This is a genomic window from Microbacterium sp. Cr-K20, from assembly GCF_000708325.1.
GTDB lineage: Bacteria > Actinomycetota > Actinomycetes > Actinomycetales > Microbacteriaceae > Microbacterium.
In genome coordinates this window covers 275,291-298,178 of sequence record NZ_JARE01000050.1, presented here as the reverse complement: position 1 = coordinate 298,178, position 22,888 = coordinate 275,291, and the positions used below count along the sequence as shown (strand labels likewise).

Below are 22,888 nucleotides of genomic sequence, written 5' to 3'. Positions count from 1 at the left end.
GAATGCGCTGACCTTCTCTAGACTGTTCCACGGTTCCGAATACAACCCGTAAGAAAGAGGAAGACCACATGGCTTTCACCAACGATGAGGTCCTCGCAGGCCTCGCAGAGCTCATCACCGACGAGACCGGCATCAACGCCTCCGAGGTCGCCCTTGAGAAGTCGTTCACCGATGACCTCGACATCGACTCCATCTCGATGATGACGATCGTCGTCAACGCCGAGGAGAAGTTCGGCGTCACCATCCCCGACGACGAGGTCAAGAACCTGAAGACCGTCGGCGACGCCGTCAGCTTCATCGTCGCGGGCCAGGAGTAATCCCGGCAGGATGCCACCCCCCACCTCGCGGGGAGTGGCATCCTCCGCCCTGCCCTCTCACCCCCTTCGACGTTCGACAAGGAACCACACCCCATGACCAAGCGCATCGTCGTCACCGGCATCGGCGCCACATCCGCCATCGGCGGCACGGCCCCGGAGAACTGGACGAACCTGCTGGCCGGAATGTCCGGCACCCGCACGCTCGAGCACGACTGGGTTCAGCAGTACGAGCTGCCCGTCACGTTCGCCGCCGAAGCGATCGTGCGCCCGGAAGAGGTGCTCCCCCGCCACGAGGCCAAGCGCCTGGATCCGTCGTCGCAGTTCGCCCTCATCGCGGCCCGCGAGGCATGGGCCGACGCCGGTTCCCCCGAGGTCGCGCCCGAGCGCCTCGGCATCGACTTCGCCACCGGCATCGGTGGTCTCTGGACCCTGCTGGACGCCTGGGACACGCTGCGTGAGAAGGGCCCGCGACGGGTCATGCCGCTGACGGTCCCGATGCTCATGCCGAACGCCGCTGCGGGCAACCTCTCGCTGCAGTTCGAGGCTCGCGCCTATGCGCAGACCGTCGTCAGCGCCTGCGCCTCCAGCACGGAGTCGATCATCCACGCTTTCCACCACCTGCAGGACGGCCTCGCGGACGTCGTGATCGCCGGTGGCACCGAGTCCGCGATCCACCCGATCACAATGGCTTCGTTCGCATCGGCGCAGGCACTGTCGCGTCGGAACGACGATCCTGCCCACGCCTCCCGCCCCGGGGCCATCGACCGTGATGGGTTCGTCATGGGTGAGGGTGCGGCCGCGCTGATCCTCGAGACCGAGGAGCACGCCAAGGCTCGCGGCGCCAAGATCTACGGCTACGTGCTCGGCGGCGGAGTCACTGCCGACGCGTACCACATCACCGGGAACGACCCCGAGGGCAACGGCGCAGCACGGGCCGTCACGCAGGCGCTCGACGAGGCCGGCGTGACCGCTGACCAGGTCACGCACATCAACGCGCACGCGACGTCGACCCCGGTCGGCGACCCGAACGAGTACGTCGCTCTCAAGAAGGTCTTCGGCGACCGGATCGACGAGATCCCCGTGTCGGCGACGAAGGCCTCCACCGGACACCTGCTCGGTGGTACGGGGGCACTCGAAGCGATCTTCTCGCTTCTCGCGCTGCGTGATCGCGTCGCTCCGCCGACCATCAACATGACCGAGCCCGACCCGGCGGTTCCTTTCCGTCTTTCCGGCGAGGCCACGCCGCTCGGCGACGGCCCCCAGATCGCCATCAGCAACTCGTTCGGGTTCGGCGGACACAACGCCGTGCTGGTCGTCGCCAGCGCCGACTGACCCTGCATACACGAAGAGAGGCCCCCGGGATTCCGAGGGCCTCTCTTCGCGCAACAGGACCGGAGTCCGAAGCCGCTCAGACGGCGCGCAGTGCCCCGAGCTGACGCGAACGGGCTTCACGGATGCGCGTGATGCGGGGCAGGAACCACCCGATCAGCGGACCGACTCCGAAGGCGAAGAGCACCGTTCCGACGCCCACCGGGCCGCCGAGGAGGAAGCCGACGAGCAGCACACTTCCCTCGATCAGGGTGCGGACGAGCCACACCGCCCATCCGGTGCGGCGGACCAGCCCCGTCATCAGGCCATCGCGCGGCCCAGGCCCGAAGTCTGCAGCGATGTAGAGGCCCGTCGCGAAGGCGAGGAGCAGGAGCCCGAAGACGAACATGGGGGCACCGATCCACACCGAAGAGGGCTGCGGGATCAGGAAGAGCGCCAGATCGGCGCTCGGGCCGACCAGGAGCGCGTTCAGCACCGTGCCGAGCCCCACCCGCTGACGCAGCGGGATCCACAGCAGCAGCACGACGATCGAGACGAGCACGGTCATGACTCCGTATCCGACGCCTGTCTGCCCCGCCAGGCCCAGCGCCAGAACATCCCACGGCGCCACACCGATGCCGCCTCGTACCATGAAGCCGAGTGCCACACCGTAGAGGAACAGACCGACGAGAAGCTGCACGAGCCGTTCGACGAGGTCACGCCGGCTGGTGGCGGCTATGGGGAGGAACAGAGAACGGAGGAACATCCTCCTACTCTGGCCCGTGGACCACGGTCCGATGCGAAGCCACTCGCCGCAAAGTGGCCTGCGCATATCAGTCCACTTTGCGTCATGCTGGAGGCATGGGATCACGGCTCGTCGAACAGCTCGGAGCGGACAACGTCGCAGGAGCGACGGGGACGGCGCTGGCCGACAGCATCAGGGCGCTGATCCTCGATGGCCGCCTCACGGTCGGCGAGCGTCTGCCGAGTGAGCGGGCGCTCGCGCTCGAACTGCGCCGATCACGCTCGACGATCACCCGCACCTACGGCCTACTGGAGGCCGACGGCTACGTCTCCCGCCTGCACGGAGGAAGCACCCGGGTCACGCTGCCGCACGGTCGCACCGCGGCGGGCGCGGACGCCGACGACGACGCCATCGACCTCTCGATCGCCTCGATGGATTCGACACCCGGCCTGTACGACGCGACAGTCCGCTCCCTTCCCCGCCTCGCGGCCCTGCGCGGCACCAGCGGGTATTCGCTCCGCGGGCTCCCTGAGCTCCGTGAAGCCGTCGCCCAGCGGTTCCGCGATCGCGGAGCACCGACCTCCGCCGACGAGATCATCATCACGTCGGGGGCGCTCAACGCCGTGAACCTGATCCTCACGGCCATCGGACGTCGCGGCGAGAAGGCACTGGTCGAGCAGCCGACGTTCCCCCACGCGCTCGAAGCGCTGCACCGGCACGGATACCGACCGGTGCCCACGCCCGTCGACGTCGACGGCTGGGACACCCGGCATCTGAACGAGACGCTTCTCGGGTCGCGTCCGCACATCGCCTACCTCATCCCCGACTTCCACAACCCCACCGGCGCGACGCTTCCCGATGACGAGCGCTCGAGGATCGTGACGACGGCTCGGAACGTCGGCACCCACCTCATCGTCGACGAGACGACCGCAGAACTCGACATCGACCGCGGATGGACGCCTGCACCGATGGCTGCGAGCGGACCGAATGTCATCACCGTCGGATCGATGTCGAAGATCGCCTGGGGCGGTATGCGCATCGGCTGGATCCGCGCGGAGCGCTCTGTGATCGCGCGACTGCTCGCCGTGCGCCCCTCCTTCGAGCTGGGCACCGCCCTGCTGGAGCAGTGCATCGCCGTGGAGCTGTTGGACGACATGCCGGCGTTGACGTCTCACGTTCGCCGCAGGTTGCGCGCAGGGCGCGACGCGGTCGAGCGCGGCGTCTCCGGGATCGCCGGGTTCCGGATGCCGTCTACGCCCGGCGGCCTCTCGGCCTGGATCGACATCGGGGCGCCGCTCTCCACCTCCCTCTCCCTGGCGGCGCGAGAGCATGGTCTCGTCTTGCCGCCGGGCCCCCGCTTCACGACCGGCGGCGTGCTCGAACGTCGACTGCGCATCCCCATCACTCTCCCGCCGGAGCGGACGACCGAAGCCATGCAACGACTGGCTCCCGCCTGGGAAGACGTGCGCGGCGGCGCGCACTCGCGCACCCACGAGCTGCAGCACACCGCCGTCATCTGACCGGCGAGCCACCTCTGCACGACGAGGACCCCGCCTCTTTTCGGGGCGGGGTCCTCGTCGTGCGGAGCGGGGATACGTCTTCTCAGCGTCCGGGATGATTCACCGGCATCCGATACTCACGCCTCCCCCGCTCCCGGTCTGTGGTGTCGGCTAGCCGACCTTGTGGAGCCAGACGACTCTGGCGTCGTCGCTCGCGTGCCGGAACGGCTCCAGTTCCTCGTCCCAGGCGGACCCGAGCGCGATGTCCAGCTCGCGCTGCAACTCGATCGCACTGCCCGCGGCGATCTCCATGGCGTAGCGGATCCGGTCCTCGCCGATGACGATATTGCCGGCGGCATCCGTCTGGGCGTAATGGATGCCCAAGTCGGGAGTGTGCAGCCAGCGTCCGCCGTCGCTGCGCGGAGTGGGGTCCTCGGTCACCTCGAACCGCAGATGCTCCCACCCGCGGATGGACGTCGCGAGAGCAGCACCCGTGCCGACAGGGCCATCCCAGTAGAACTCGGCCCGCCGGGCACCCTCGAGGACGGGCTGCGCGGTCCAGTCGAAATTCACCGCACGCCCGATAGCGCGACCCACCGCCCATTCGAGGTGTGGGCAGAGCGCGCGAGGCGCAGAGTGGATGAACACCACTCCGCGTGAGTAAGCCGTCGCCATGATCTCTCCGTTTCATCAGGTGCGTCTTCCCCAACGACCTGAACCACGAAGTGGCGAGAATATGCGGTTGTGGGCCCATTCTCGCCGAGATCTCCTGAAATCACAAGCATGTGATTCGACGACGAAGGCCCCGGTCACAGGGACCGGGGCCTTCGCAGTGCTCAGAAGAGGATCAGGCCTCGCTCATGGCCTGCTTGACCTGCTGGCCCTTCGCCGCGTAGTACGCCGCACGTGCAGCGTCCTTGCGCGCCTGCTCCGCGTAGCCGAACTCCAGCGTCTCCTGGTCGACCTCGTAGTTGGGGACATCGTCAGTGCCGTTGTACTTCTCGATGTAGGCGTCGAGCTCGGGGCCCGAGGTCCACGACGTGATGAGGCAGTAGCGCGGCTCGGTGCCGTTGTGCGTGGCCGCGTGCCACAGGCGCTGAGTGTCGACGATGAGCTGCGCGCCGGCCGGAAGAGCGATGCGGTACTCGATGCTCGGGTCGGTGCGGTTCTCGCGCAGGACGAAGTAGCTGTCCTTGTCGTCCGTCAGGTTGAAGAAGCCGCGGACCACCCAGCCGGTACCGTCGGGGTTCAGACGGTTGTTGTCGTCCTGGTGCAGGTTGTAGAGGCACTCGCCGTAGGGGGTCGGCTGCAGCTCGATCACGCGGCACCGGCCGACGTTGGCGCCGGGCTCCTGCGCGCGACGCGTCAGGTTCGGAGCCTTCTCGGTCTGCGAATCGATCCAGACGCCGTCCTTGTCGGTGCGCGGCGGCTTGTGGTTCCAGAAGCCGTTGCACTCGATGTCGCCGAAGGCACTGGCGAGCGGCGCGAAGCGGGTGTCACCCGACGACTTCCAGTCGTTGTACTCGATGTCGAGCCATTCCTTGGGGTCGAGCTCCTGGTTGTAGCTGTCGAGGACGACGAATCCCTTTTCCTCGAGGGCAGCGGACTTGATGTAACCCATGATCGAGTCATGTTCCTTTCATCGGGGGCCAGCACGTTTTAACAGGCCCTGATAAGGCAAGCCTAACAGCGAAGCCCGCGAGCCCTTCGGAGGTCGGCCGTGGATAACCGAATAGACTGATCGGGGCGCCCGGCGAGTCCTCGGCACCCGTCGCTACGGGAGGACGAGACACCAGTATGAGCACCGCGACCAACGTCGAGGCGACAGCAGTCAACACGATCGAGTGGCTCGCGGCGGGCACCACCACCATCGTCGTCCCCGTGTATCAGCGGCAGTACCGCTGGGACATCGGCGGGTGCGAGCGTCTCCTCTCCGACATCCGCGCCGTCGCGCGGGAGGACGACGCCCACCGCCACTTCATCGGCTCGATCCTCTCCGCCGAAGACGGCACGTCGACCGATTCCGACCTGATCCTCATCGACGGCCAGCAGCGCATCACCACGCTGATGCTGCTGGTCGCCGCGCTGCACCATGCGATCCGCGACACCGATGCCGCTCTGGCCGCCTCGTTGGAACGCGTGCTCGTACGCTCGGACGACCGCGGCCGCACCAAGCTGCGCCCGCACGATGCGTGGGCCGAGTTGTACGAGTCCGTCGTGCTCGACCGCCGCGACGACGCGGACCGCGAATCCCGCTTCGACGACAACTACGCCTTCTTCCGCAGTCAGATCCACGTTGACGAGGTTCCCCTCATCTGGCGTGGGCTGCAGAAGCTCGAGCACGTGTCGATCACCCTCGGAGCCCAGGCGAACGCCCAGCAGATCTTCGAGAGCCTGAACTCCACGGGCGAGCCGCTGCGCGACCACGAGCTCATCCACAACTACATCCTGATGGGGCTCAGCCACGCGGAGCAGGTCGACGTCGAAGCCCGGTTCTGGGTGCCGATCGAGCATCACACCGGTGAGGCCATCGGCGCGTTCTGGCGGCACTACCTCGTGCTCGTCACCGGCCGCGAGGTGGCGGCGAACGGCGAGCACGGCGTGTACAGCGCGTTCCGGCAGTCCTTCCCCCGCGTCGACGTCACCCACCTGCAGGCAGACGCGGAAGAGTGGCGGCACTACGCAGAGGTATACGGCATCCTCCTCGATCCCTCACGGGAGAAAGACCCGGAGATCGCGCAGCAGCTGCGGCACGTCAACACCTTCGGGCGCTCGTCGTATCCCCTCGTGCTGAGCGTGTACAGCGATCACGCGCGGGGCGTCATCGACCGCGCCGAACTCCTCCAAACGCTGGAGTGGATCCAGTCGCTGTACCTCCGCCGCGCGCTGGTCAACCTTCCGGCCGAGAGGCTGATCGCCAGGCTCTGCCGCGCACGCCGGGAAGGTCGCGATTCGCTCGCACGCGCCTTCGCGCGGATCACCCCCTCCGACGAGCGTGTGAGCGCGGTACTGAAGTACAGCGAGCTCCCCCACCCCGCGTACGTGCTCGGTCGCCTGGAAGGCGTCGGCGACGTCGACGGGTTCGACGTGGAGCACATCGTGCCCACTGTCCCCGGCGACGCCTGGTCGGGAGACGGAGAACGCCCCTGGAACGAGTACTCCGAGGACGAACAGAACAGCCATCGCGCGCTCGCCCCGACTCTCGGCAACCTGACCCTGCTCGAGCAGCCGTTGACCGAGCGCGTGTTCGGCGCCGCCTTCCCCGTCAAGCGAGATGAGGCGTATGCCCGCAGCGCGGTGCCGGCGACCCGCGAGCTGGCCGAGGTCCCGACGTGGAACACGGCCGCCATCACCCAGCGCACGGTCGCCCTCACCGCCGACCTGATCCGCATCTGGGCGCGACCGGCACTGCCGGAGATCGACGACGACGGCCTGACCCCGATCCTGGATGCCGTGCGCCGTCGCGGCTGGCCGACCGGCTGGGAACGCGAGTTCGACTACGTCGAGTACCGCGGTGAGCGCTGGGAGGTCCCCGACGTGAAGTACCTCTTCAACCGGGTCTTCCGACGCGCGTGGACCGACACGAGGGCCGCTGCCCTCGCCTACTGTGCCGCCCACGGCGGGCCGATCTACCAGGGCATGGCGTGGAGGGGGCAGTGGGACGAGCTCGACGAATCCCACTTCCTCTACATGGGCTGGGACTCCAATTACATGATGACCGCTGTGCAGGGGGTGCTCGAGGAGTCGGGCATCGCCTCGGAGGTCTTCGTCAAGTACTCCTACATCGGGAATGTGATGTGATCATGACCACCGTCGTCCGCAAGCTGCTGGATCTCACCGTCGAAGAGCACACGCTCACCGTCCCTCTCGTATGGGGCGATCCCGCCGACTCCCGCACCATCGACATCTTCGCGCGCGTGGTCGCCCGCGAAGGCGGTGAGACCCTCCCCTTCCTGGTCTTCCTACAGGGCGGACCAGGGCACGAAGCTCCCCGCCCGTTCCATTCTTCGACGTCGCCGGCCTGGCTGGATGAAGCTCTCGCCCACTACCGTCTCGTACTCCTCGACCAGCGCGGAACCGGGCAATCGACCCCGGTCGGCGATCACGATCTCGCCCGCGGCGCCGAGGCCGTGGCCGAGCACCTGACCCACCTGCGCGCCGACTCGATCGTGCGCGACTGCGAGGCGATCCGCGAACACCTGGGAGCTGCCACCTGGAGCGTGCTCGGGCAGTCCTTCGGCGGCTTCACGACGCTGGCCTACCTCTCGACGGACGCGTCCTCGCTGCAGGACGTCTTCATCACGGGCGGACTCAGCACGATCGGGCGCCACCCCGATGATGTGTACGCGCTCTGCTACGAGAAGATGCGCACGACATCCGAGCGTTACTACCGTCGGTTCCCGGAGCACCGCGACGCCATGCGGCGACTCGTCGATCTGGCAGACGCCGGCGACATCGTCCTCCCCGACGGCGAGGTCGTGTCCCGATCGCGGTTGCGATCGATGGGCTCGGCCCTCGGCACGAACGACGGCTGGCAGACCGTCTGGTCGTTGCTCGAGCGTGACCCTTCCTCCAATGCCTTCCGGCACGACCTGATGCACGCGATGCCGTTCGACGGCCGCAATCCGCTGTATTTCGCGTTCCACGAGTCCAGCTACGCCGACGGCCACGCCACCCGATGGTCGGCCGAACGCACAGAGCCCTCCGACTTCCGCGACGACCCGACGCTCTTCACGGGCGAGCACATCCGGCGCGACTGGACCGAGACGGTTCCCGCCTTCCGCCCCTGGCGTGACGTCACCCTCGCGCTCGCGGAGTACGTATGGCCGAGCATCTACGACGCCGAGGCGATCGCCGCGTCCGGGGCTACGGGCGCCGCCGCCGTCTATGTCGACGACGTGTACGTCCCGATGGAGTTCTCACTCGAGACAGCACGCCTGCTACCCGGCGTGAAGCTGTGGGTGACCAGCGAGCACGAGCACAACGGGCTGCGCTCGGGTCCCGTGCTGTCGCGCCTCATCGACCTGGCGCAGGGCCGCCGCCTGCGCTGAGGATCTCCGCCTCGAGGAGGATGCCGCTCTTCTCCGTCACGCCTATCCTGAAGTCATGAAGGACGTGATGGCGTGGGCGACCGTGATCATCGTGCTGGGCATGGGCCCCGCTCTGCTGATCTTCGGGATGATGCACACCTTCTCGCGGAAGCCGGTCGAGGAGAAGTACGAGCACGTCGCCAACGGCGGCCTCGTCGGCGTCTTCGACAGCGTCTGGTCGCCCACTGCCCATGAGGCGAACCAGGAACGCGACCGGCAGACGCAGCGGACGGCACCGGCGCCCTCGCCAGGCGACCCGCCGAGCCGCATCGACTCCGGCCGTATCGTCATCGACGTCTGAGACTGTCGCAGAACCCTCGAGGAACGAAGAAGGCCCCACGCTCCGCGGAGCATGGGGCCTTCTTCGTGGCAGTCGTTACTTGGACGAGCCGCCGAAGCCCTTGAAGCGCTGGTTGAACTTCTCGACGCGGCCGGCCGAGTCCATGATGCGCTGCTTGCCCGTGTAGAACGGGTGCGACGCGGACGAGATCTCGACATCGATGACGGGGTACTCCACGCCGTCCAGCTCGATGGTCTTGTCGCCGGTCACGGTCGAACGGGTGAGGAACGTCTCGCCCGAGCCCAGGTCGCGGAACACGACAGCCTTGTACTCGGGGTGAATGTCAGTCTTCATGGGATTCCTTAGTTGCTGCCCTGGATTGTGCCAGGGACGAGGGAAGTCTGCGGTGCGGAGAGCACCAAGGATCGATTCTATCAGACCTGGATCAGGATGCTGCGCGGGCGGCGTAGCGGCCGTCTTCGCTGCTGAGCACGATGGGCATGCCGAACGTGTCGGTGAGCGCCTCGGCCGTGAGCGTCTCGGCGATCGGTCCGGCCGCGACGATCGCGCCGTCGCGAATCAGCATCACGTGCGTGAAACCCACCGGGATCTCCTCGACGTGGTGCGTCACCATCAGCATCGCCGGCGTCGTCGGCGAGGAAGCGTACCCGCTGAGCAGCGCCAGCAGCTCTTCTCGCGATCCGAGATCGAGCGAGGCGGTCGGCTCGTCCAGCAGCAGCAGCTCGGGATCGGTCATCACGGCGCGCGCGATCTGCACGCGCTTCTGCTCGCCATCGCTCAGCGTGCCGAACGTGCGGTCCGCCAGGTGGTCGAGGCGCCAGTCGGCGAGGACGCGGAGCGCGCGGCGCTCATCGATGTCCTCGTAGTTCTCGTTCCAGCGACCGAGCACCGAGTATGCAGCGGTGAGCACGGTGTTGAGCACCGTCTCGTCGCGGGGAACGCGCTTGGCCATCGCGGACGAGGCGAACCCGATGCGCGGGCGCACCTCGAACACGTCGGTGCGGCCCAGAGTCTCGCCCAGCACGGTCACGGTGCCCGAGGTCGGGTGCATGAGGGTGTCGGCCAGCTGCAGGAGGGTGGTCTTGCCCGCCCCGTTCGGTCCGAGGATCACCCATCGCTGATCGTCGTCGACCTCCCAGGTCACGTGATCGATGATGTTGCGTCCTTCACGGCGCACGACGACGTCGGTGAATTCCAGAGCGCTCGGCATGGTTCCAGCCTATCGGCTCAGGCGGTGAGCTCCGCGTAGAGCGCGCGCGTCGTCTCCGCGATCGCGGCCCAGCTGAAGTCGTCCCGCGCGCGCTCGCGTCCGGCCTCACCGTAGGCCCGCGCGCGCTCCGGATCCATGGCGACCTCGGTGAGCACGGCGGCCAGGTCCGCCACGTAGCGCTCCGGATCCACCGGCGTGCCGGTGCCGTCCTGCAGCTGTTCGATCGGTACGAGCCGACCCGTGACGCCGTTGGACACGACCTCGGGGATGCCCCCGGTCGCGGTGCCGACGACCGCAGCGCCGCAGGCCATCGCCTCGAGGTTCACGATCCCGAGAGGTTCGTAGACGGAGGGACAGACGAAGGTCGTCGCCGCGGTGAGGATCGCCGACAACTCATCGCGCGGCAGCATCCGCTCCACCCAGATGACGCCTTCACGCGTCTCCTGCAGAAGCCGCACTCCCTGTTGCACCTCGGCCATGATCTCCGGAGTGTCCGGGGCGCCGGCGCACAGGACGAGCTGCACCTCGGGCGGCAGGAGTCGGGCGGCCTGCAGCAGATACGGCAGACCCTTCTGCCGCGTGATCCGGCCGACGAACACGACGGAGGGACGTGCCGGATCCATTCCGATCGACTGGAGGAATGCCGCGTCCTGCACCGGGCGCCAGCGTTCGACGTCGATGCCGTTGTGGATCACGCGGACCTTCGCAGGATCCACCTGCGGATAGCTGCGGAGGATGTCGGCGCGCATGCCGGCGCTCACCGCGATCACCGCGGCGGCGTTCTCGTAGGCGAGTCGCTCGATGCCACTGGAGATCGCGTACCCGCCACCCAGCTGCTCGGCCTTCCAGGGGCGGAGGGGCTCCAGGCTGTGCGCGGTGAGAACGTGCGGGATGCCGTGAAGCTGCGAGGCCAGGTGGCCGGCGAAGTTCGCGTACCAGGTGTGACTGTGGACGAGGTCGGCGTCGGCGATGGCGGCGACGATCTCGAGGTCTGTCCCCAGCGTCTGCAGCGCGGGGTTCGCTCCAGTGAGTTCCGCGGGCGTGCGATAGGCGAAGGTACCGGGTTCGTCGCGGGTCGCCCCGAACGCACGCACCCGCACGTCGACGTGCTCTCGAAGCGCGGCGACGAGTTCCGCCACATGCACTCCGGCACCGCCGTAGACCTCGGGCGGGTACTCCTTCGTGATCATTTCGACTCGCATGTCTGAACGCTAGTACAGCGGCCGGGAACGCATCTATGGTGGAGCCATGTCCGCTCCAAAGAAGGTCTTCGGGATCATCCTCGCCGGCGGCGAGGGCAAGCGCCTCATGCCGCTCACGGCGGATCGCGCGAAACCCGCAGTGCCGTTCGGCGGACAGTATCGCCTGATCGATTTCGCCATCTCGAACCTCATCAACTCCGGCCTGCGGCAGATCGTCGTGCTGACGCAGTACAAGTCGCACAGCCTCGACCGGCACATCTCGCAGACCTGGCGGATGTCGGCGCTCCTCGACTCGTACGTGACCTCGGTCCCCGCGCAGCAGCGACTCGGCAAGCGATGGTTCTCGGGATCCGCCGACGCGATCCTGCAGAGCATGAACCTGATCAACGATGAGAAGCCCGACATCGTCGTGGTCATCGGCGCCGACCACGTGTACCGGATGGACTTCCGGCAGATGCTGGAGGCCCACATCGAATCCGGTGCGAAGGCGACCGTCGCCGGGATCCGCCAGCCCCTCGCCCTGGCTTCGCAGTTCGGGGTGATCGATGCCGATGCCGAGTCCGGGCGCATCAAGCAGTTCTTGGAGAAGCCGACCGACATCGCCGGCCTCGAGGATTCGCCGCACGAGGTGCTCGCCTCGATGGGGAACTACATCTTCGACGCCGACGCACTCATCGCCGCCGTCGAGGCCGACGGCGAGTCGCCGACCTCCGGGCACGACATGGGCGGCGACATCGTCCCGTACTTCGTCGACCGCGGCGAGGCCGGTTACTACGACATGAAGCAGAACGACGTGCCCGGCTCCTCCCCGCGCGATCGTTCCTACTGGCGGGACGTGGGGACGATCGACTCGTTCTTCGACGCGCACCGCGACCTGATCTCGACCCTGCCCGTGTTCAACCTCTACAACATGGAGTGGCCGATCCACTCGCAAGCGGTCAACTCGCCGCCCGCGAAGTTCGTGCGGGACTCGGTCGGGCGCATCGGGAATGCGATCGACTCGATCGTCTCGCTCGGATCGGTCCTGTCCGGCACCCATCTGGAACGCAGTGTGGTCGGCCCCTGGACGCTCGCCGGCGGCGGCTCGACCATCACGGACTCGGTGGTCTTCGACCACGTCCAGGTGGGGCAGGGCGCGCGCATCCATCGGGCGATCCTCGACAAGAACGTGGTGCTGGCCGACGGGGCTACGGTGGGCGTCGATCGCGAGCGGGACCTCGCACGGGGTTTCACCGTGACGGAGTCCGGCATCACCGTCGTCGGCAAGGGCGTTTTCATCGAGCGCTGACGCCGTCATGGCGCATCGGCACGCCAGGTGATCGATAGGCTCGACGGGTGACCGCTGCGCGCTTCCTCGTCGTCCTCGATGCCGACTCCACCCTGATCCGCAACGAGGTGATCGAGCTGCTCGCCGACGAGGCCGGGCGCCGCGCGGAGGTGCAGGCGGCCACGGAGGCGGCCATGCGCGGCGAAGTCGACTTCTCCACGAGCCTTCGTTCCCGGGTCGCGGCCCTTCAGGGCGTGCCGGTCTCGGCATTCGAGCGGGTACGTGCACGGATCGAACCCACGCCCGGAGTGCGCGATCTCACCGCCGCCGTCCACGACCGCGGCGGTGTCGTCGGAGTCGTGTCCGGGGGGTTCCACGAGATCCTCGACCACATCGCGCCGGGGCTCGGAGTCGACCGGTGGCGCGCCAATCGCCTCGAAATCGCCGATGGGGAGCTCGCCGGTCGTGTCGACGGCGACATCGTCGACGGCGCGGTCAAGGCCACCTCGCTCCAGGAATGGGCGGCCGAGCTCGGCGTACCGTCGCACGCGACGATCGCGATCGGCGACGGCGCGAACGACCTGCAGATGATGGCGGTCGCCGGACTCGGCCTCGCCTTCAACGCGAAGCCCGCGGTTCGCGAAGCCGCGAGCCTCGTCATCGGACCGCAGGATCTGTCCGAGGTCATCGCGCTGCTCCCGTAGCCGAGACCTGGTGAATGTCGGTCGCCGCAGCTAGCGTCGGCTCATGGACATCATCCTCATCCCCGGGCTCTGGCTCGACGCCGCGAGCTGGAACGACGTGATCCCCGCTCTCGAACGGGCAGGGCACCGCGTGCACGCCCTCACCATGCCAGGGCTCGGCGAACCCGCGGCCGCCACCTCCGATGTCGGCATCGCGGACTGGGTCGACGCCGCGGTCGCCGCAGTCGATGAGGTCGACGGCGATGTCGTGGTCGTCGGACACAGCGGAGGTGGCAACGTCGCATGGGGTGTCGCCGATGCGCGCCCCGACCGCGTGAGCCGAGTGATCTTCGTCGACACCGTCCCTCCTCCGCCCGGAAACGGGATCAGCGAGTTCCCGATCGTCGACGGGGTCGTTCCGTTCCCCGGCTGGGACTTCTTCGAGGATGAAGACGTGCACGACCTCGACGAGGCCACACGCGCACGCACAGCGCCGCTCACGTCGAGCGTCCCCGCACGCGTGCCGACCGACGGCATCGCCCTCACCGACCCCGCGCGCTATCGAGTGCCCGTCACACTGCTCATGGGCGATCTGGACCAGGCGACGTTCGAGGGGCTGATCGACCAGTGGGGCCCATTCGGCGAGGAGTACCGCGCGATCGAGGATGCGGAGGTCATCCGGATCGGCTCCGCCCACTGGCCGCAGTTCACCGTGCCGGATCGCCTCGGCGAACTCCTCACCGCAGCGATCTCGCGCTGATCGAACGGCGTAGGGTCAGTGCCCCATGCCGAGACCACCGTCGACGGGGATGACCGCACCAGATATGTAGCCGGCATCGTCGCCTGCGAGCCAGGTCACGACGCCCGCGACCTCGTCGGGAGTGGCGAATCGTCCGGCCGGGATGTTCGCCTTGTACTGCTTCTGCGTCTCTTCCGGGAGCTCGGCCGTCATGTCGGTCTCGATGAAGCCCGGGGCGACGACGTTGGCGGTGATCCCCCGCGCGCCGAGTTCGCGGGTGATCGAGCGGGCGAACCCGACGAGCGCGCTCTTCGACGCGGAGTAGTTGACCTGCCCCGCGGAACCGTAGAGCCCCACGACGCTCGAGATCAGGATGATGCGACCGAAACGTGCGCGGAGCATGCCCTTGGAGGCGCGCTTGACGACACGGAAGGTGCCTCCGAGGTTCGTCGCGACCACGCTGTCGAAGTCGTCCTCGCTCATGCGCAGGAGCAGCGTGTCCTTCGTGATGCCGGCGTTCGCGACGACGATCTCGACCGGGCCGAGCTGCTGCTCCACCTCGGTGAACGCGGCGTCGAGAGCCGCGGCATCCGTCACGTCCGCACGGACGGTGAGCGTGCCCTCCGGTCCTTCGCCGCTGCGGGCGGTGACGGCGACCCGGTACCCGTCGCGCACGAAGCGCTCTGCGATGGCGCGGCCGATGCCGCGATTGCCGCCGGTGACGAGGACGACGCGCTCAGCACTCATGGGGGACACTCCTGATCTGGCCGGTCGGCCCGCGGTCCCGGGCCGTCATCGATCCTATCGACCATGCCGCTGCCGGCTGCGCCCGCGTGCCGGGTCGGCTGCATCCTGGTGTTTGACAGACGGGGACGCTGCTGGAACCCTGATCGAGACGAAAGGCTTCATCGTGAGCGACAACCGCATCCCCTCTCCCGGTGGCGAGCCGCCGTTGACACCGCCTCCTCCGCCCGTCGCCCCCACGGCCACGCCGGCGCTTCCCGCCGAGCCGGTACGGCCCGGTCCGCAGCCGACGCAGAGCCACCCGGGAGCCGCGCCGACCTATGCGCCTCCGGCATACCCGGCCTACGGCGCGCAGCCGGCCGCGGCACCGCAGCCGGGATACGCTCCACCGCCCGCACCGCCCGGTCATGCCTCCCCAGCCGACTATGCCGCGCCCGCCTCTCAGCCCGGCTACGCCACACCTCCGGTACAGCCCGGCTACGCCCCGCCTGCCTCTCCATCCGGTTACGGCGCCTACCCGAGCGCGGGGTATCCCGCCGCCGCGTCTCGCCCCACCAGTCCGCTGGCTGTCACCTCACTCATCTGCGGCATCGCCGGGCTCGTCCTGATCTGGGCCATCATCCCGGTGCTGGCTTCGATCGCGGCCGTCATCACGGGGCACATGGCGCTCGGACAGATCAAGCGCCAACCCGGAGTCGGCGGGCGTGGGCTCGCCATCGCCGGTCTCATCCTCGGCTATGCGGTGGTCGCGATCGGTGCGTTCACGATCGTCAGCACCATCATCAGCTTCCTGTTCGTCGGGGTGTTCACCCTGCCGTTCCTGTTCTCGAGCTGAGTCGCCGAACGGCACGCCGAGAGGGCTGCACCGGCGTAGGCTTGAGACATCGTGAAGAACGCGCGTCAAGTCCCGGCCGTCACCTCACTGCCGCAGTCTCCGCGGGATGAGGCTGATCATCGTGTGCGCCGTTATGCCTTGACGATGACCATCCGCATCGTGTGCTTCGGGCTCATGGTGCTCGTGCAGCCGTACGGCTGGTACACGTGGGTCTTCGGGATCGCGGCCGCCGTACTGCCCTACATCGCGGTCGTCTTCGCGAACGCCGGAAGCGACAGCACTGAGGCCACAGCCGAGTCTCCGGTGCGCGAGCTCGACACCCCTCGACCTGCTCCGATCGAGACCGAAGCTCCGGCCCCGCAGGTGTTCACGATCCACGAAGGCCCGAAAGACCGATGACTGACCTCGAGTGCTCGCGCGCCGGCTGCCGGAGCGCGGCGACCAGACAAGTGGTGTGGCGCAACCCCCGCATCCACGCCGCCGATCGCGAGAAGGTGTGGCTGGCGTGTGACGAGCACGTGGACTTCCTCCGCGACTACCTGGCCGCACGGGACTTCCCGGTGACCGTCCGCGACGGTGTTCCCGCATGAGTCGCCGTCTGACCAGGTGGGCGGTGTACGTGCTCATCGCAATCGGCTTCGCCATCGCGTGCGTCTTCCTGTCGAACTGGCAGTTCGAGCGCAACGAGACTCGTGCCGCCCAGATCGAACTCGTCGAGCAGAACTACGACGCGGATCCCGTGCCCCTGGCCGACGTCATCGGCGCTGACGGTGCCCTCGACCCCTCCGACGAGTGGCGCCCGGTGACGCTGCAGGGCGAGTACCTGGCCGACCAGCAGCTGCTCGTGCGCAACCGACCGCACGGCGGTACGAGCGCCTTCGAGGTGCTGGTGCCGTTCCGCGACGCTGATGGTCGCGTGTTCATCGTCGATCGCGGCTGGGTGGCGCCGGGCGAGGGTGCGGAGCCCGACTCTGTGCCGTCCCCGCCGGAGGGCGAGGCCGAGGTCACGGTGCGCCTGCGGCCCGGGGAACAGCTGCCCGCATCAGGCCGCGGCGCACCGGAAGGTCAGGTGCCGACCATTCATCTGCCCTCCATCGCCGCGCTGACCGACGGAGATGTGATCACCAGCGCCTACGGCCGCGTCGTGACCGAAGAGCCGGCCGGCGCCGGCGCGCTGGGTGGCTTCGACTCCCCCACCGACGACCCGGGCCCGCATCTCTCCTACGCGATCCAATGGATCCTGTTCGCCCTCATGGGCTTCATCTTCATCGGCTACATCATCCGGACCGAGATCGTGAAGCACCGTGAGGACGTCGAGGGCGTCCCGACACCCGTGAAGACTCCACGGCGCAAGGATCACGACGCCGACGTCGAAGACGAGCTGCTCGGCGTCCGCTGACCGACTCGTGTGGTGTCAGCCCGTCCAGGGCGTCACCGTGCGTGCCCAGCCGGCATCCGTGCGCTCGTAGACGATCCGCGTGTGATCACGGTCCGGGGATCCCTGCCAGAATTCGACCCGATTCCGGAAGGCCCATCCGCGCTCGTCGACGCCCCTGAGGATCCGTGAGCGCGCATCCGGCATGCCGTCTTCGTCCACTGTCGCCAGGGTGGCGACGTGTGGCTCGGGCATGCCTGCGGTGGCAGCCTTCCCGATCCAGTCGAGGAAGAGTGAGACCGGATCGCCAGGAAGGTCAGCGCGTACGAGAGGAGACGCCGCACCGGTGAGCGCGGGCTGAGCACGCAGCCACCGACTGACCTCTGACGAAAGGAGACCCCGCTCTGTGGACATGCTCCCGACTATGCCATGGGCTCAACGACGGCACGTCGGAAGGCTCAGGCGAGTTCCCTCAGCTCGGGATGATCGGCGATCGGGGGCAGCACGTCGAGCAGTTCGCCGAGCGTCGCGATCCGACGCGTGTCACCGGACCAGTTCTGATGCCCGCCGTCGAAATGGACGAACTCGGTGCCGAGATCGGCCGCGATCTCCCGGTCGTGATTGGTGTCACCGATGACGAGCACAGTGCTCGGCCGGAGGCCGGATCTCGACAGCCACCGCGCGATGACGTCGTGCTTCGACGCCCGATACGGGTCGTCGATCGACAGCACATCTTCGAACGCATCGACCAGATCGTGCGGGGCCATCTGCCGCGCGAGCGCATCGGGAAGGGTCGCCGAGGCGAGCACCTGACGGAGGCCGCGTTCGCGGAGCGCCGCGAGCGTCGCACGCGCATCGGGGTGGAGCTGCGCCTCTCCGACGCGCACCGCGAGCAGGTCGAGGTAGGCCGTCGCGGCGGACACGAACCTGTCGTCACCGAGCCCGACGGAGCCGTAGAAGTCTCGGATCGGGAATCGGAAGACCGATCGATACGCGTGCTCATCGACCAGCGGATCGAGCGCGTGTTCCTCGAGCACGGCGTTCATCACCTCGCGGCAGATCTCCACGTCATCGAGCAGCGTGCCGTTCCAGTCCCAGCACACGGCACGGATATGAGCGAGATCCATGCCGTCACGCTACAACGGGCCGCCGACATGCGTGCGCGCCTCAGGCGAGCTCGATGAGGTCCTGGTACTCCTGGCTCCAGATGTCTTCGACTCCGTCGGGCAGGATGAGCACGCGCTCCGGGTTGAGCGACTGCACGGCACCGGGATCGTGGGAGACGAGGACGACAGCACCCTCGTAGTGCGCGAGGGCGCCGAGGATCTCCTCGCGCGAGGCGGGGTCGAGGTTGTTGGTCGGCTCGTCGAGCAGCAGCAGGTTCGCCGAGGAGACGACGAGAGTCGCGAGCGAAAGACGCGTCTTCTCTCCACCGGAGAGGACTCCCGCGGGCTTCAGCACGTCGTCGCCGGTGAACAGGAACGAACCCAGCACCTTGCGCGCCTCGGTCTCGGTGATGTGCGGTGCGGCCGAGACCATGTTCTCGAGCACCGAACGGTTCACGTCGAGGTTCTCGTGCTCCTGCGCGTAGTAGCCGACCTTGAGGCCGTGCCCCGGCTCGAGCTGTCCGGTGTCGGGCTGGTCCACACCCGCGAGCATCCGCAGCAGCGTGGTCTTGCCCGCACCGTTGAGGCCGAGCACCACGACCTTGGAGCCGCGGTCGATGGCGAGGTCGACATCGGTGAAGATCTCGAGCGATCCGTACGATTTCGAGAGTCCGGACGCCATCATCGGCGTCTTGCCGCAGGGCGCCGGCTTCGGGAAGCGCAGCTTCGCGACCCGGTCTTCCTGGCGGACCTCGTCGAGTCCGGCGAGCAGCTTCTCGGCGCGCGCGATCATCTGGTGCGCCGCAGCCGCCTTGGATGCCTTCGCGCCAAAGCGTGCCGCCTGCAACTGCAGGGTCGTGGCCTTCTTCTCGGCGTTGGCGCGCTCCTTCTTGCGACGCTCCTCGTCGGCCACCCGCTGGCGCAGGTAGTTCTTCCAGTTCATGTTGTACGTGTCGATGATCTGGCGGTTCGCGTCGAGGTAGAACACGCGGTTGACGGTCTCGCCGACGAGCTCGACATCGTGGCTGATGACGATCAGGCCGCCCTTGTACCCCTTGAGGAACTCGCGGAGCCACACGACGCTGTCGGCGTCGAGGTGGTTGGTGGGCTCGTCGAGGATCATCGTCTGAGCATCGGAGAAGAGGATACGGGCGAGCTCGATGCGGCGACGCTGACCACCGGAGAGCGTCGACAACGGCTGATCCAGGATCCGGTCGGGAAGCGACAGGTTGTTCGCGATCGACGCCGCCTCGGCCTCCGCGGCGTAGCCGCCCTGGGCCTCGAACTGCTCGGTCAGGCGGGCGTAGCGCTTCATCGCCTTGTCGGCGACGGCGGGGTCGTCCGAGCCCATCGCGAGTGCCGCCTCGGTCATCCCGAGGTTCAGCTGCCCGAGTCCGCGGGCATCGAGGATGCGCGTGCGCGCCAGGTCTTCGGGGTTTCCGGAACGCGGGTCCTGCGGAAGGTAGCCGAGCTCGCCGGACCGTGTCACGCTGCCGCCGGAGGGCAGGACATCACCGGCGAGCACCTTGGTGAGCGTGGTCTTCCCGGCCCCGTTGCGGCCGACGAGTCCGATCTTGTCTCCGTCGGCGACGCGGAACGAGACGTTCTCCATCAGCAGGCGCGCGCCAACGCGGATCTCGAGGTCGTGCACGGCAAGCACAGCGGACGTCCGTTCTTTCAGGGAGGGTGTTCGGCCGATCGGCCAGCCTCCCAGTATAAGCGCCATGGCCGGGAGCGGCGGTCAGCAAGATCAGCCCGGAGAGTGAGGCCCGCGATACCCCAGAGGGATGACCGCCCGCGTACGCGCTGCATAGCGTGCAGGAGTGGACATCCTCAACGAGCTCATCATGCAGGCCATCGCCTCGCCCTGGCTGTACCTGGTCCTGTTCACGGTCACCGTGATCGACGGCTTCTTCCCCCCGGTGCCGAGCGAGACGGTGCTCGTGGCGGCCGCGGCCGTCGCCGCGTCCACCGGCGACGGGAATCTGCTTCTCCTCGGTGCGGTCGCCGCGATCGGCGCGGCGATCGGCGACAACATCGCCTTCGTGATCGGCCGACGGCTCGGCACCACGCGCTTCGCCTGGATGAGACGCCCCCGTGTGGCGGCGACATTCGCCTACGCGCAGCAGGCGCTCGATCGGCGCAGCGCCACCCTCATCCTCGGCGCCCGCTACATCCCGGTCGGACGCGTCGCGGTCAACATGTCCGCCGGGGCTCTCGGGTTCCCGTGGCGGCGTTTCCTGCCCCTGAGTCTGATCGCCGGTGCCAGCTGGAGCGTCTTCAGCCTGGCGATCGGCCTGCTCGCCGGCGCCTGGATCAAGGACCAGCCGCTGCTGAGCGCCGGTCTCGGCATCGTCATCGCGCTCGTGATCGGCTTCACGATCGACCGCATCGCCGCGGCCCGGCGCCGCCGCGCTCTCGCGCCGCAACTGGCAGGATGACAGTCATGGCACGCCGCCGACAGCGCACACCGCTGCGCCAACGGATCAGCCGTCGCACCTTCGCCCTCGGGGCGCTGGGTGCGGCGGTCGTGGCGTTGTACGCGATCCTCGTCCCGCTCCAGACCGTCCTGTCCGGCACGCCGCTGCCTCTGTCGTTCATCCTCGGCGCGGCGCTGTGCGTCTCGCCTGTGCTCGCGATCAGCCGCCCGGTCTGGGCGATCGGCTTGTTCACCGTGGGAGCACTCACCCTGCCACTCACGGTCGTGCCGGAACTCGCGATCCAGTCGCCGTGGCCCTGGTCCGTCCCCGCCCTCCTGACCTTCGCCCTGTTCGTCGGGGTGGTCACATTCCTCCATGGCGCACGGCTCGGTGCCTTCGCGCTGATCCTCGGCGCGATCGCATCGCTTCTGGCGCCGGTGCTCCGCCCCGACATGGTGGCCACACCGGAGTCATCCGCCAGCGCCACGGCCGACCTCATCGTCACGACAGCGGTGGCATCCGCGGTGTACCTCATCGCGGCGCTCGTCGCCGGGAGGGTCCGGGTCGCTGCCGAGCTGACGCGCGAGAAGGAGCACAGCGCGCTCGAGGAGGCCCGGCGCGCGCTCGTCGAGGAACGCACGCGGATCGCGCGCGAGCTGCACGACGTGGTCGCACACAGCATGTCCGTGATCCAGGTGCAGGCGTCGACCGCCAAATATCGCATTCCCGCGCTCAACGACGCGGCGACAGCCGAGTTCGACGACATCGCTGCGACCGCCCGCGGCTCGCTGGCCGAGATGCGGCGGATGCTCGGGGTGCTCCGCACCGAAGACCAGACCGCCGAGCTCGCTCCCCAACAGGGCATCGACGACATCCCGGCGCTGGTCGACACCATCCGCCGCGCGGGGGTCGAGGTCGGACTCGTGCTCGAGGGCGGCGAGGCCGCAGCAGCCGCGACACCCTCGGTGCAGATCGCCGCGTTCCGCATCGTCCAGGAGGCGCTCAGCAACGCCGTGCGGCATGCGCCCGGTGCCCGCATCGCCGTGCAGCTGCGTGCCGAGGCCCGCAGCATCCGCATCCGTGTGCACAACGGCGCACCGCCCCGTACGCCCGACGGCCCCGGCGGGGGCTACGGCCTGCGCGGGATGCGCGAACGCGCCGAGATCCTGGGCGGCAGCCTTTCGGCCGGCCCCTCATCCGATGGCGGCTGGGACGTGGAGGCCGTGCTCCCCCTGGATGCGGACGGTTCCGATGCGGGCGCAGCCGCTTCTCTCGACAAGGAGACCCCGTGACGATCAGCGTCCTCATCGCCGACGATCAGGCCATGGTCCGTGCGGGTTTCGCCGCTCTCCTCGATGCCCACGAGGGCATTCGGGTGTCCGGGCAGGCGGCGAACGGCGCTGAAGCCGTCGCCCTGGCGGCGCGTCTGGATCCCGACGTGATCCTGATGGACGTGCGCATGCCCGAACTCGACGGGATCGAAGCCACCCGGCGGATTCTCGGCCCGTCGTACCCCGCCGCGCATGTCCCCCGGATCCTGATGCTCACCACCTTCGACATCGACGACTACGTGTACGACGCGCTGGAGGCCGGAGCCAGCGGGTTCCTGCTGAAGGACGCACTCCCCGAGGAGCTCGTGCACGCGGTGCGCGTCGTCGCGAACGGGGATGCGCTCCTCGCGCCGAGCGTGACCCGACGAATCATCGAGCAGTTCGCCGGCCGCAGGCCCCGTGCACCTCGCTCGGCCACTGCGCTCGCCGAGCTCACCGACCGCGAGCGGGAGGTGCTGGTGCTGATCGGGAAGGGCCGCTCGAACACCGAGATCGCGGCCGACCTCTTCATCGCGGAGCAGACCGTCAAGACCCATGTCGGCAAGGTACTCGCCAAGCTGAACCTCCGCGACCGCGTGCATGCGGTGATCCTCGCCTACGACACCGGGCTGGTCGAGCCGTCCGCCTGACTCACCCCGTCGTAGGGGGTCGTAACGGCACCCGAGGGTGATGCATCCGCGGACACGGCATCCATAGTCTCCTGGGACACCGCTCCC

At 68.1% G+C, this 22,888-nt stretch carries 26 protein-coding genes; 16 read left to right on the top strand and 10 right to left on the bottom strand.

Features of this window, described 5'->3' with window-relative positions:
• Positions 1-68: 68 nt before the first annotated feature.
• Both GZ67_RS0112285 and GZ67_RS0112280 read left to right on the top strand, forming a co-directional pair.
• Positions 69-317 (top strand): acyl carrier protein, encoded by a 249-nt coding sequence (locus tag GZ67_RS0112285; protein WP_017830435.1) that lies wholly within the window; start codon positions 69-71, stop codon positions 315-317.
• Positions 318-410: 93 nt separating this feature from the next.
• Positions 411-1,649, top strand: coding sequence for a beta-ketoacyl-[acyl-carrier-protein] synthase family protein (locus GZ67_RS0112280; protein WP_029261785.1), 1,239 nt, complete (start codon positions 411-413; stop codon positions 1,647-1,649).
• A 76-nt stretch (positions 1,650-1,725) separates the two neighbouring features.
• On the opposite strand, the gene yczE is transcribed toward GZ67_RS0112280, so the two are convergent.
• Positions 1,726-2,391, bottom strand: a complete 666-nt coding sequence (gene yczE, locus GZ67_RS0112275) for a membrane protein YczE (protein ID WP_029261784.1) — start codon at positions 2,389-2,391, stop codon at positions 1,726-1,728.
• A gap of 95 nt (positions 2,392-2,486) precedes the next feature.
• Here yczE and yczR point away from each other — a divergent pair, with 95 nt between their 5' ends.
• Positions 2,487-3,890 (top strand): MocR-like transcription factor YczR, encoded by a 1,404-nt coding sequence (gene yczR, locus GZ67_RS0112270; protein ID WP_029261783.1) that lies wholly within the window; start codon positions 2,487-2,489, stop codon positions 3,888-3,890.
• Positions 3,891-4,040: 150 nt separating this feature from the next.
• On the opposite strand, the gene GZ67_RS0112265 is transcribed toward yczR, so the two are convergent.
• On the bottom strand, positions 4,041-4,544 hold the full coding sequence (locus tag GZ67_RS0112265; RefSeq protein WP_029261782.1) for a DUF3145 domain-containing protein: 504 nt from the start codon (positions 4,542-4,544) through the stop codon (positions 4,041-4,043).
• Between the two features lie 172 nt (positions 4,545-4,716).
• Positions 4,717-5,490 (bottom strand): hypothetical protein, encoded by a 774-nt coding sequence (locus GZ67_RS0112260; protein WP_029261781.1) that lies wholly within the window; start codon positions 5,488-5,490, stop codon positions 4,717-4,719.
• A 176-nt stretch (positions 5,491-5,666) separates the two neighbouring features.
• Here GZ67_RS0112260 and GZ67_RS0112255 point away from each other — a divergent pair, with 176 nt between their 5' ends.
• Genes GZ67_RS0112255 through GZ67_RS0112245 form a run of 3 tightly spaced genes read left to right on the top strand, consistent with a single transcriptional unit; the run spans position 5,667 to position 9,260 of the window.
• Complete coding sequence (locus GZ67_RS0112255) at positions 5,667-7,670, top strand: DUF262 domain-containing protein (RefSeq protein ID WP_029261780.1); 2,004 nt, start codon at positions 5,667-5,669, stop codon at positions 7,668-7,670.
• Entirely contained in the window at positions 7,667-8,920 is a 1,254-nt protein-coding gene (locus tag GZ67_RS0112250; protein ID WP_136025771.1) for an alpha/beta fold hydrolase, read from the top strand. Before GZ67_RS0112255 ends, GZ67_RS0112250 begins: the two co-directional genes overlap by 4 nt.
• Positions 8,921-8,975: 55 nt before the next feature.
• Positions 8,976-9,260: a hypothetical protein gene (locus GZ67_RS0112245; protein WP_029261778.1), complete on the top strand. Its 285-nt coding sequence runs from the start codon at positions 8,976-8,978 to the stop codon at positions 9,258-9,260.
• A gap of 75 nt (positions 9,261-9,335) precedes the next feature.
• Here GZ67_RS0112245 and GZ67_RS0112240 read toward each other — a convergent pair whose 3' ends face one another.
• The 3 genes from GZ67_RS0112240 to glgA all read right to left on the bottom strand — a co-directional run bounded on the left by GZ67_RS0112240 (position 9,336) and on the right by glgA (position 11,672).
• On the bottom strand, positions 9,336-9,593 hold the full coding sequence (locus tag GZ67_RS0112240) for a type B 50S ribosomal protein L31 (protein WP_028501712.1): 258 nt from the start codon (positions 9,591-9,593) through the stop codon (positions 9,336-9,338).
• A gap of 91 nt (positions 9,594-9,684) precedes the next feature.
• Positions 9,685-10,470, bottom strand: a complete 786-nt coding sequence (locus GZ67_RS0112235; RefSeq protein ID WP_029261777.1) for an ABC transporter ATP-binding protein — start codon at positions 10,468-10,470, stop codon at positions 9,685-9,687.
• 17 nt (positions 10,471-10,487) lie between these two features.
• Positions 10,488-11,672 carry a glycogen synthase gene (glgA, locus tag GZ67_RS0112230; RefSeq protein ID WP_029261776.1) on the bottom strand — a complete coding sequence of 395 codons (1,185 nt, stop codon included), beginning with the start codon at positions 11,670-11,672 and terminating at the stop codon, positions 10,488-10,490.
• A gap of 46 nt (positions 11,673-11,718) precedes the next feature.
• On the opposite strand from glgA, the gene glgC reads away from it, so the two are divergent.
• From glgC to GZ67_RS0112215, 3 genes are read left to right on the top strand one after another with little or no spacing between them, the layout of a single operon-like run.
• Positions 11,719-12,960 carry a glucose-1-phosphate adenylyltransferase gene (gene glgC, locus GZ67_RS0112225; RefSeq protein WP_029261775.1) on the top strand — a complete coding sequence of 414 codons (1,242 nt, stop codon included), beginning with the start codon at positions 11,719-11,721 and terminating at the stop codon, positions 12,958-12,960.
• A 47-nt stretch (positions 12,961-13,007) separates the two neighbouring features.
• Positions 13,008-13,643 (top strand): phosphoserine phosphatase SerB, encoded by a 636-nt coding sequence (gene serB / locus GZ67_RS0112220; protein ID WP_029261774.1) that lies wholly within the window; start codon positions 13,008-13,010, stop codon positions 13,641-13,643.
• A gap of 43 nt (positions 13,644-13,686) precedes the next feature.
• Positions 13,687-14,382, top strand: a complete 696-nt coding sequence (locus GZ67_RS0112215; RefSeq protein WP_029261773.1) for an alpha/beta fold hydrolase — start codon at positions 13,687-13,689, stop codon at positions 14,380-14,382.
• A 15-nt stretch (positions 14,383-14,397) separates the two neighbouring features.
• Here the strand turns inward: GZ67_RS0112215 and GZ67_RS0112210 are convergent, their stop codons facing one another.
• The gene (locus GZ67_RS0112210; protein WP_029261772.1) at positions 14,398-15,108 is read right to left on the bottom strand and encodes a beta-ketoacyl-ACP reductase; all 711 of its coding nucleotides are present in this window, start codon (positions 15,106-15,108) and stop codon (positions 14,398-14,400) included.
• 163 nt (positions 15,109-15,271) lie between these two features.
• Between GZ67_RS0112210 and GZ67_RS20440 the strand changes: the two genes are divergently transcribed.
• From GZ67_RS20440 to GZ67_RS0112185, 4 genes are read left to right on the top strand one after another with little or no spacing between them, the layout of a single operon-like run.
• Complete coding sequence (locus GZ67_RS20440; RefSeq protein ID WP_168380838.1) at positions 15,272-15,940, top strand: DUF4190 domain-containing protein; 669 nt, start codon at positions 15,272-15,274, stop codon at positions 15,938-15,940.
• A 51-nt stretch (positions 15,941-15,991) separates the two neighbouring features.
• Entirely contained in the window at positions 15,992-16,339 is a 348-nt protein-coding gene (locus GZ67_RS0112195) for a DUF3099 domain-containing protein (RefSeq protein WP_029261771.1), read from the top strand.
• Positions 16,336-16,530 (top strand): hypothetical protein, encoded by a 195-nt coding sequence (locus tag GZ67_RS0112190; protein ID WP_029261770.1) that lies wholly within the window; start codon positions 16,336-16,338, stop codon positions 16,528-16,530. Before GZ67_RS0112195 ends, GZ67_RS0112190 begins: the two co-directional genes overlap by 4 nt.
• Positions 16,527-17,339: an SURF1 family cytochrome oxidase biogenesis protein gene (locus GZ67_RS0112185; protein WP_029261769.1), complete on the top strand. Its 813-nt coding sequence runs from the start codon at positions 16,527-16,529 to the stop codon at positions 17,337-17,339. The genes GZ67_RS0112190 and GZ67_RS0112185 overlap by 4 nt, the downstream gene beginning before the upstream one ends.
• A 15-nt stretch (positions 17,340-17,354) precedes the next feature.
• Here the strand turns inward: GZ67_RS0112185 and GZ67_RS21225 are convergent, their stop codons facing one another.
• From GZ67_RS21225 to abc-f, 3 genes are all read right to left on the bottom strand, one after another.
• Complete coding sequence (locus tag GZ67_RS21225; RefSeq protein ID WP_231481787.1) at positions 17,355-17,570, bottom strand: pyridoxine 5'-phosphate oxidase C-terminal domain-containing protein; 216 nt, start codon at positions 17,568-17,570, stop codon at positions 17,355-17,357.
• A 203-nt stretch (positions 17,571-17,773) separates the two neighbouring features.
• Positions 17,774-18,442, bottom strand: a complete 669-nt coding sequence (locus GZ67_RS0112175) for an HAD family hydrolase (protein WP_081859984.1) — start codon at positions 18,440-18,442, stop codon at positions 17,774-17,776.
• A gap of 40 nt (positions 18,443-18,482) precedes the next feature.
• The gene (abc-f, locus tag GZ67_RS0112170; protein ID WP_029261766.1) at positions 18,483-20,081 is read right to left on the bottom strand and encodes a ribosomal protection-like ABC-F family protein; all 1,599 of its coding nucleotides are present in this window, start codon (positions 20,079-20,081) and stop codon (positions 18,483-18,485) included.
• 163 nt (positions 20,082-20,244) lie between these two features.
• Between abc-f and GZ67_RS0112165 the strand changes: the two genes are divergently transcribed.
• Genes GZ67_RS0112165 through GZ67_RS0112155 form a run of 3 tightly spaced genes read left to right on the top strand, consistent with a single transcriptional unit; the run spans position 20,245 to position 22,801 of the window.
• Positions 20,245-20,862, top strand: coding sequence for a DedA family protein (locus GZ67_RS0112165; protein WP_029261765.1), 618 nt, complete (start codon positions 20,245-20,247; stop codon positions 20,860-20,862).
• A 5-nt stretch (positions 20,863-20,867) separates the two neighbouring features.
• Positions 20,868-22,133 carry a sensor histidine kinase gene (locus GZ67_RS0112160; RefSeq protein WP_029261764.1) on the top strand — a complete coding sequence of 422 codons (1,266 nt, stop codon included), beginning with the start codon at positions 20,868-20,870 and terminating at the stop codon, positions 22,131-22,133.
• The gene (locus GZ67_RS0112155) at positions 22,130-22,801 is read left to right on the top strand and encodes a response regulator (RefSeq protein WP_029261763.1); all 672 of its coding nucleotides are present in this window, start codon (positions 22,130-22,132) and stop codon (positions 22,799-22,801) included. Before GZ67_RS0112160 ends, GZ67_RS0112155 begins: the two co-directional genes overlap by 4 nt.
• Positions 22,802-22,888 lie beyond the last annotated feature (87 nt).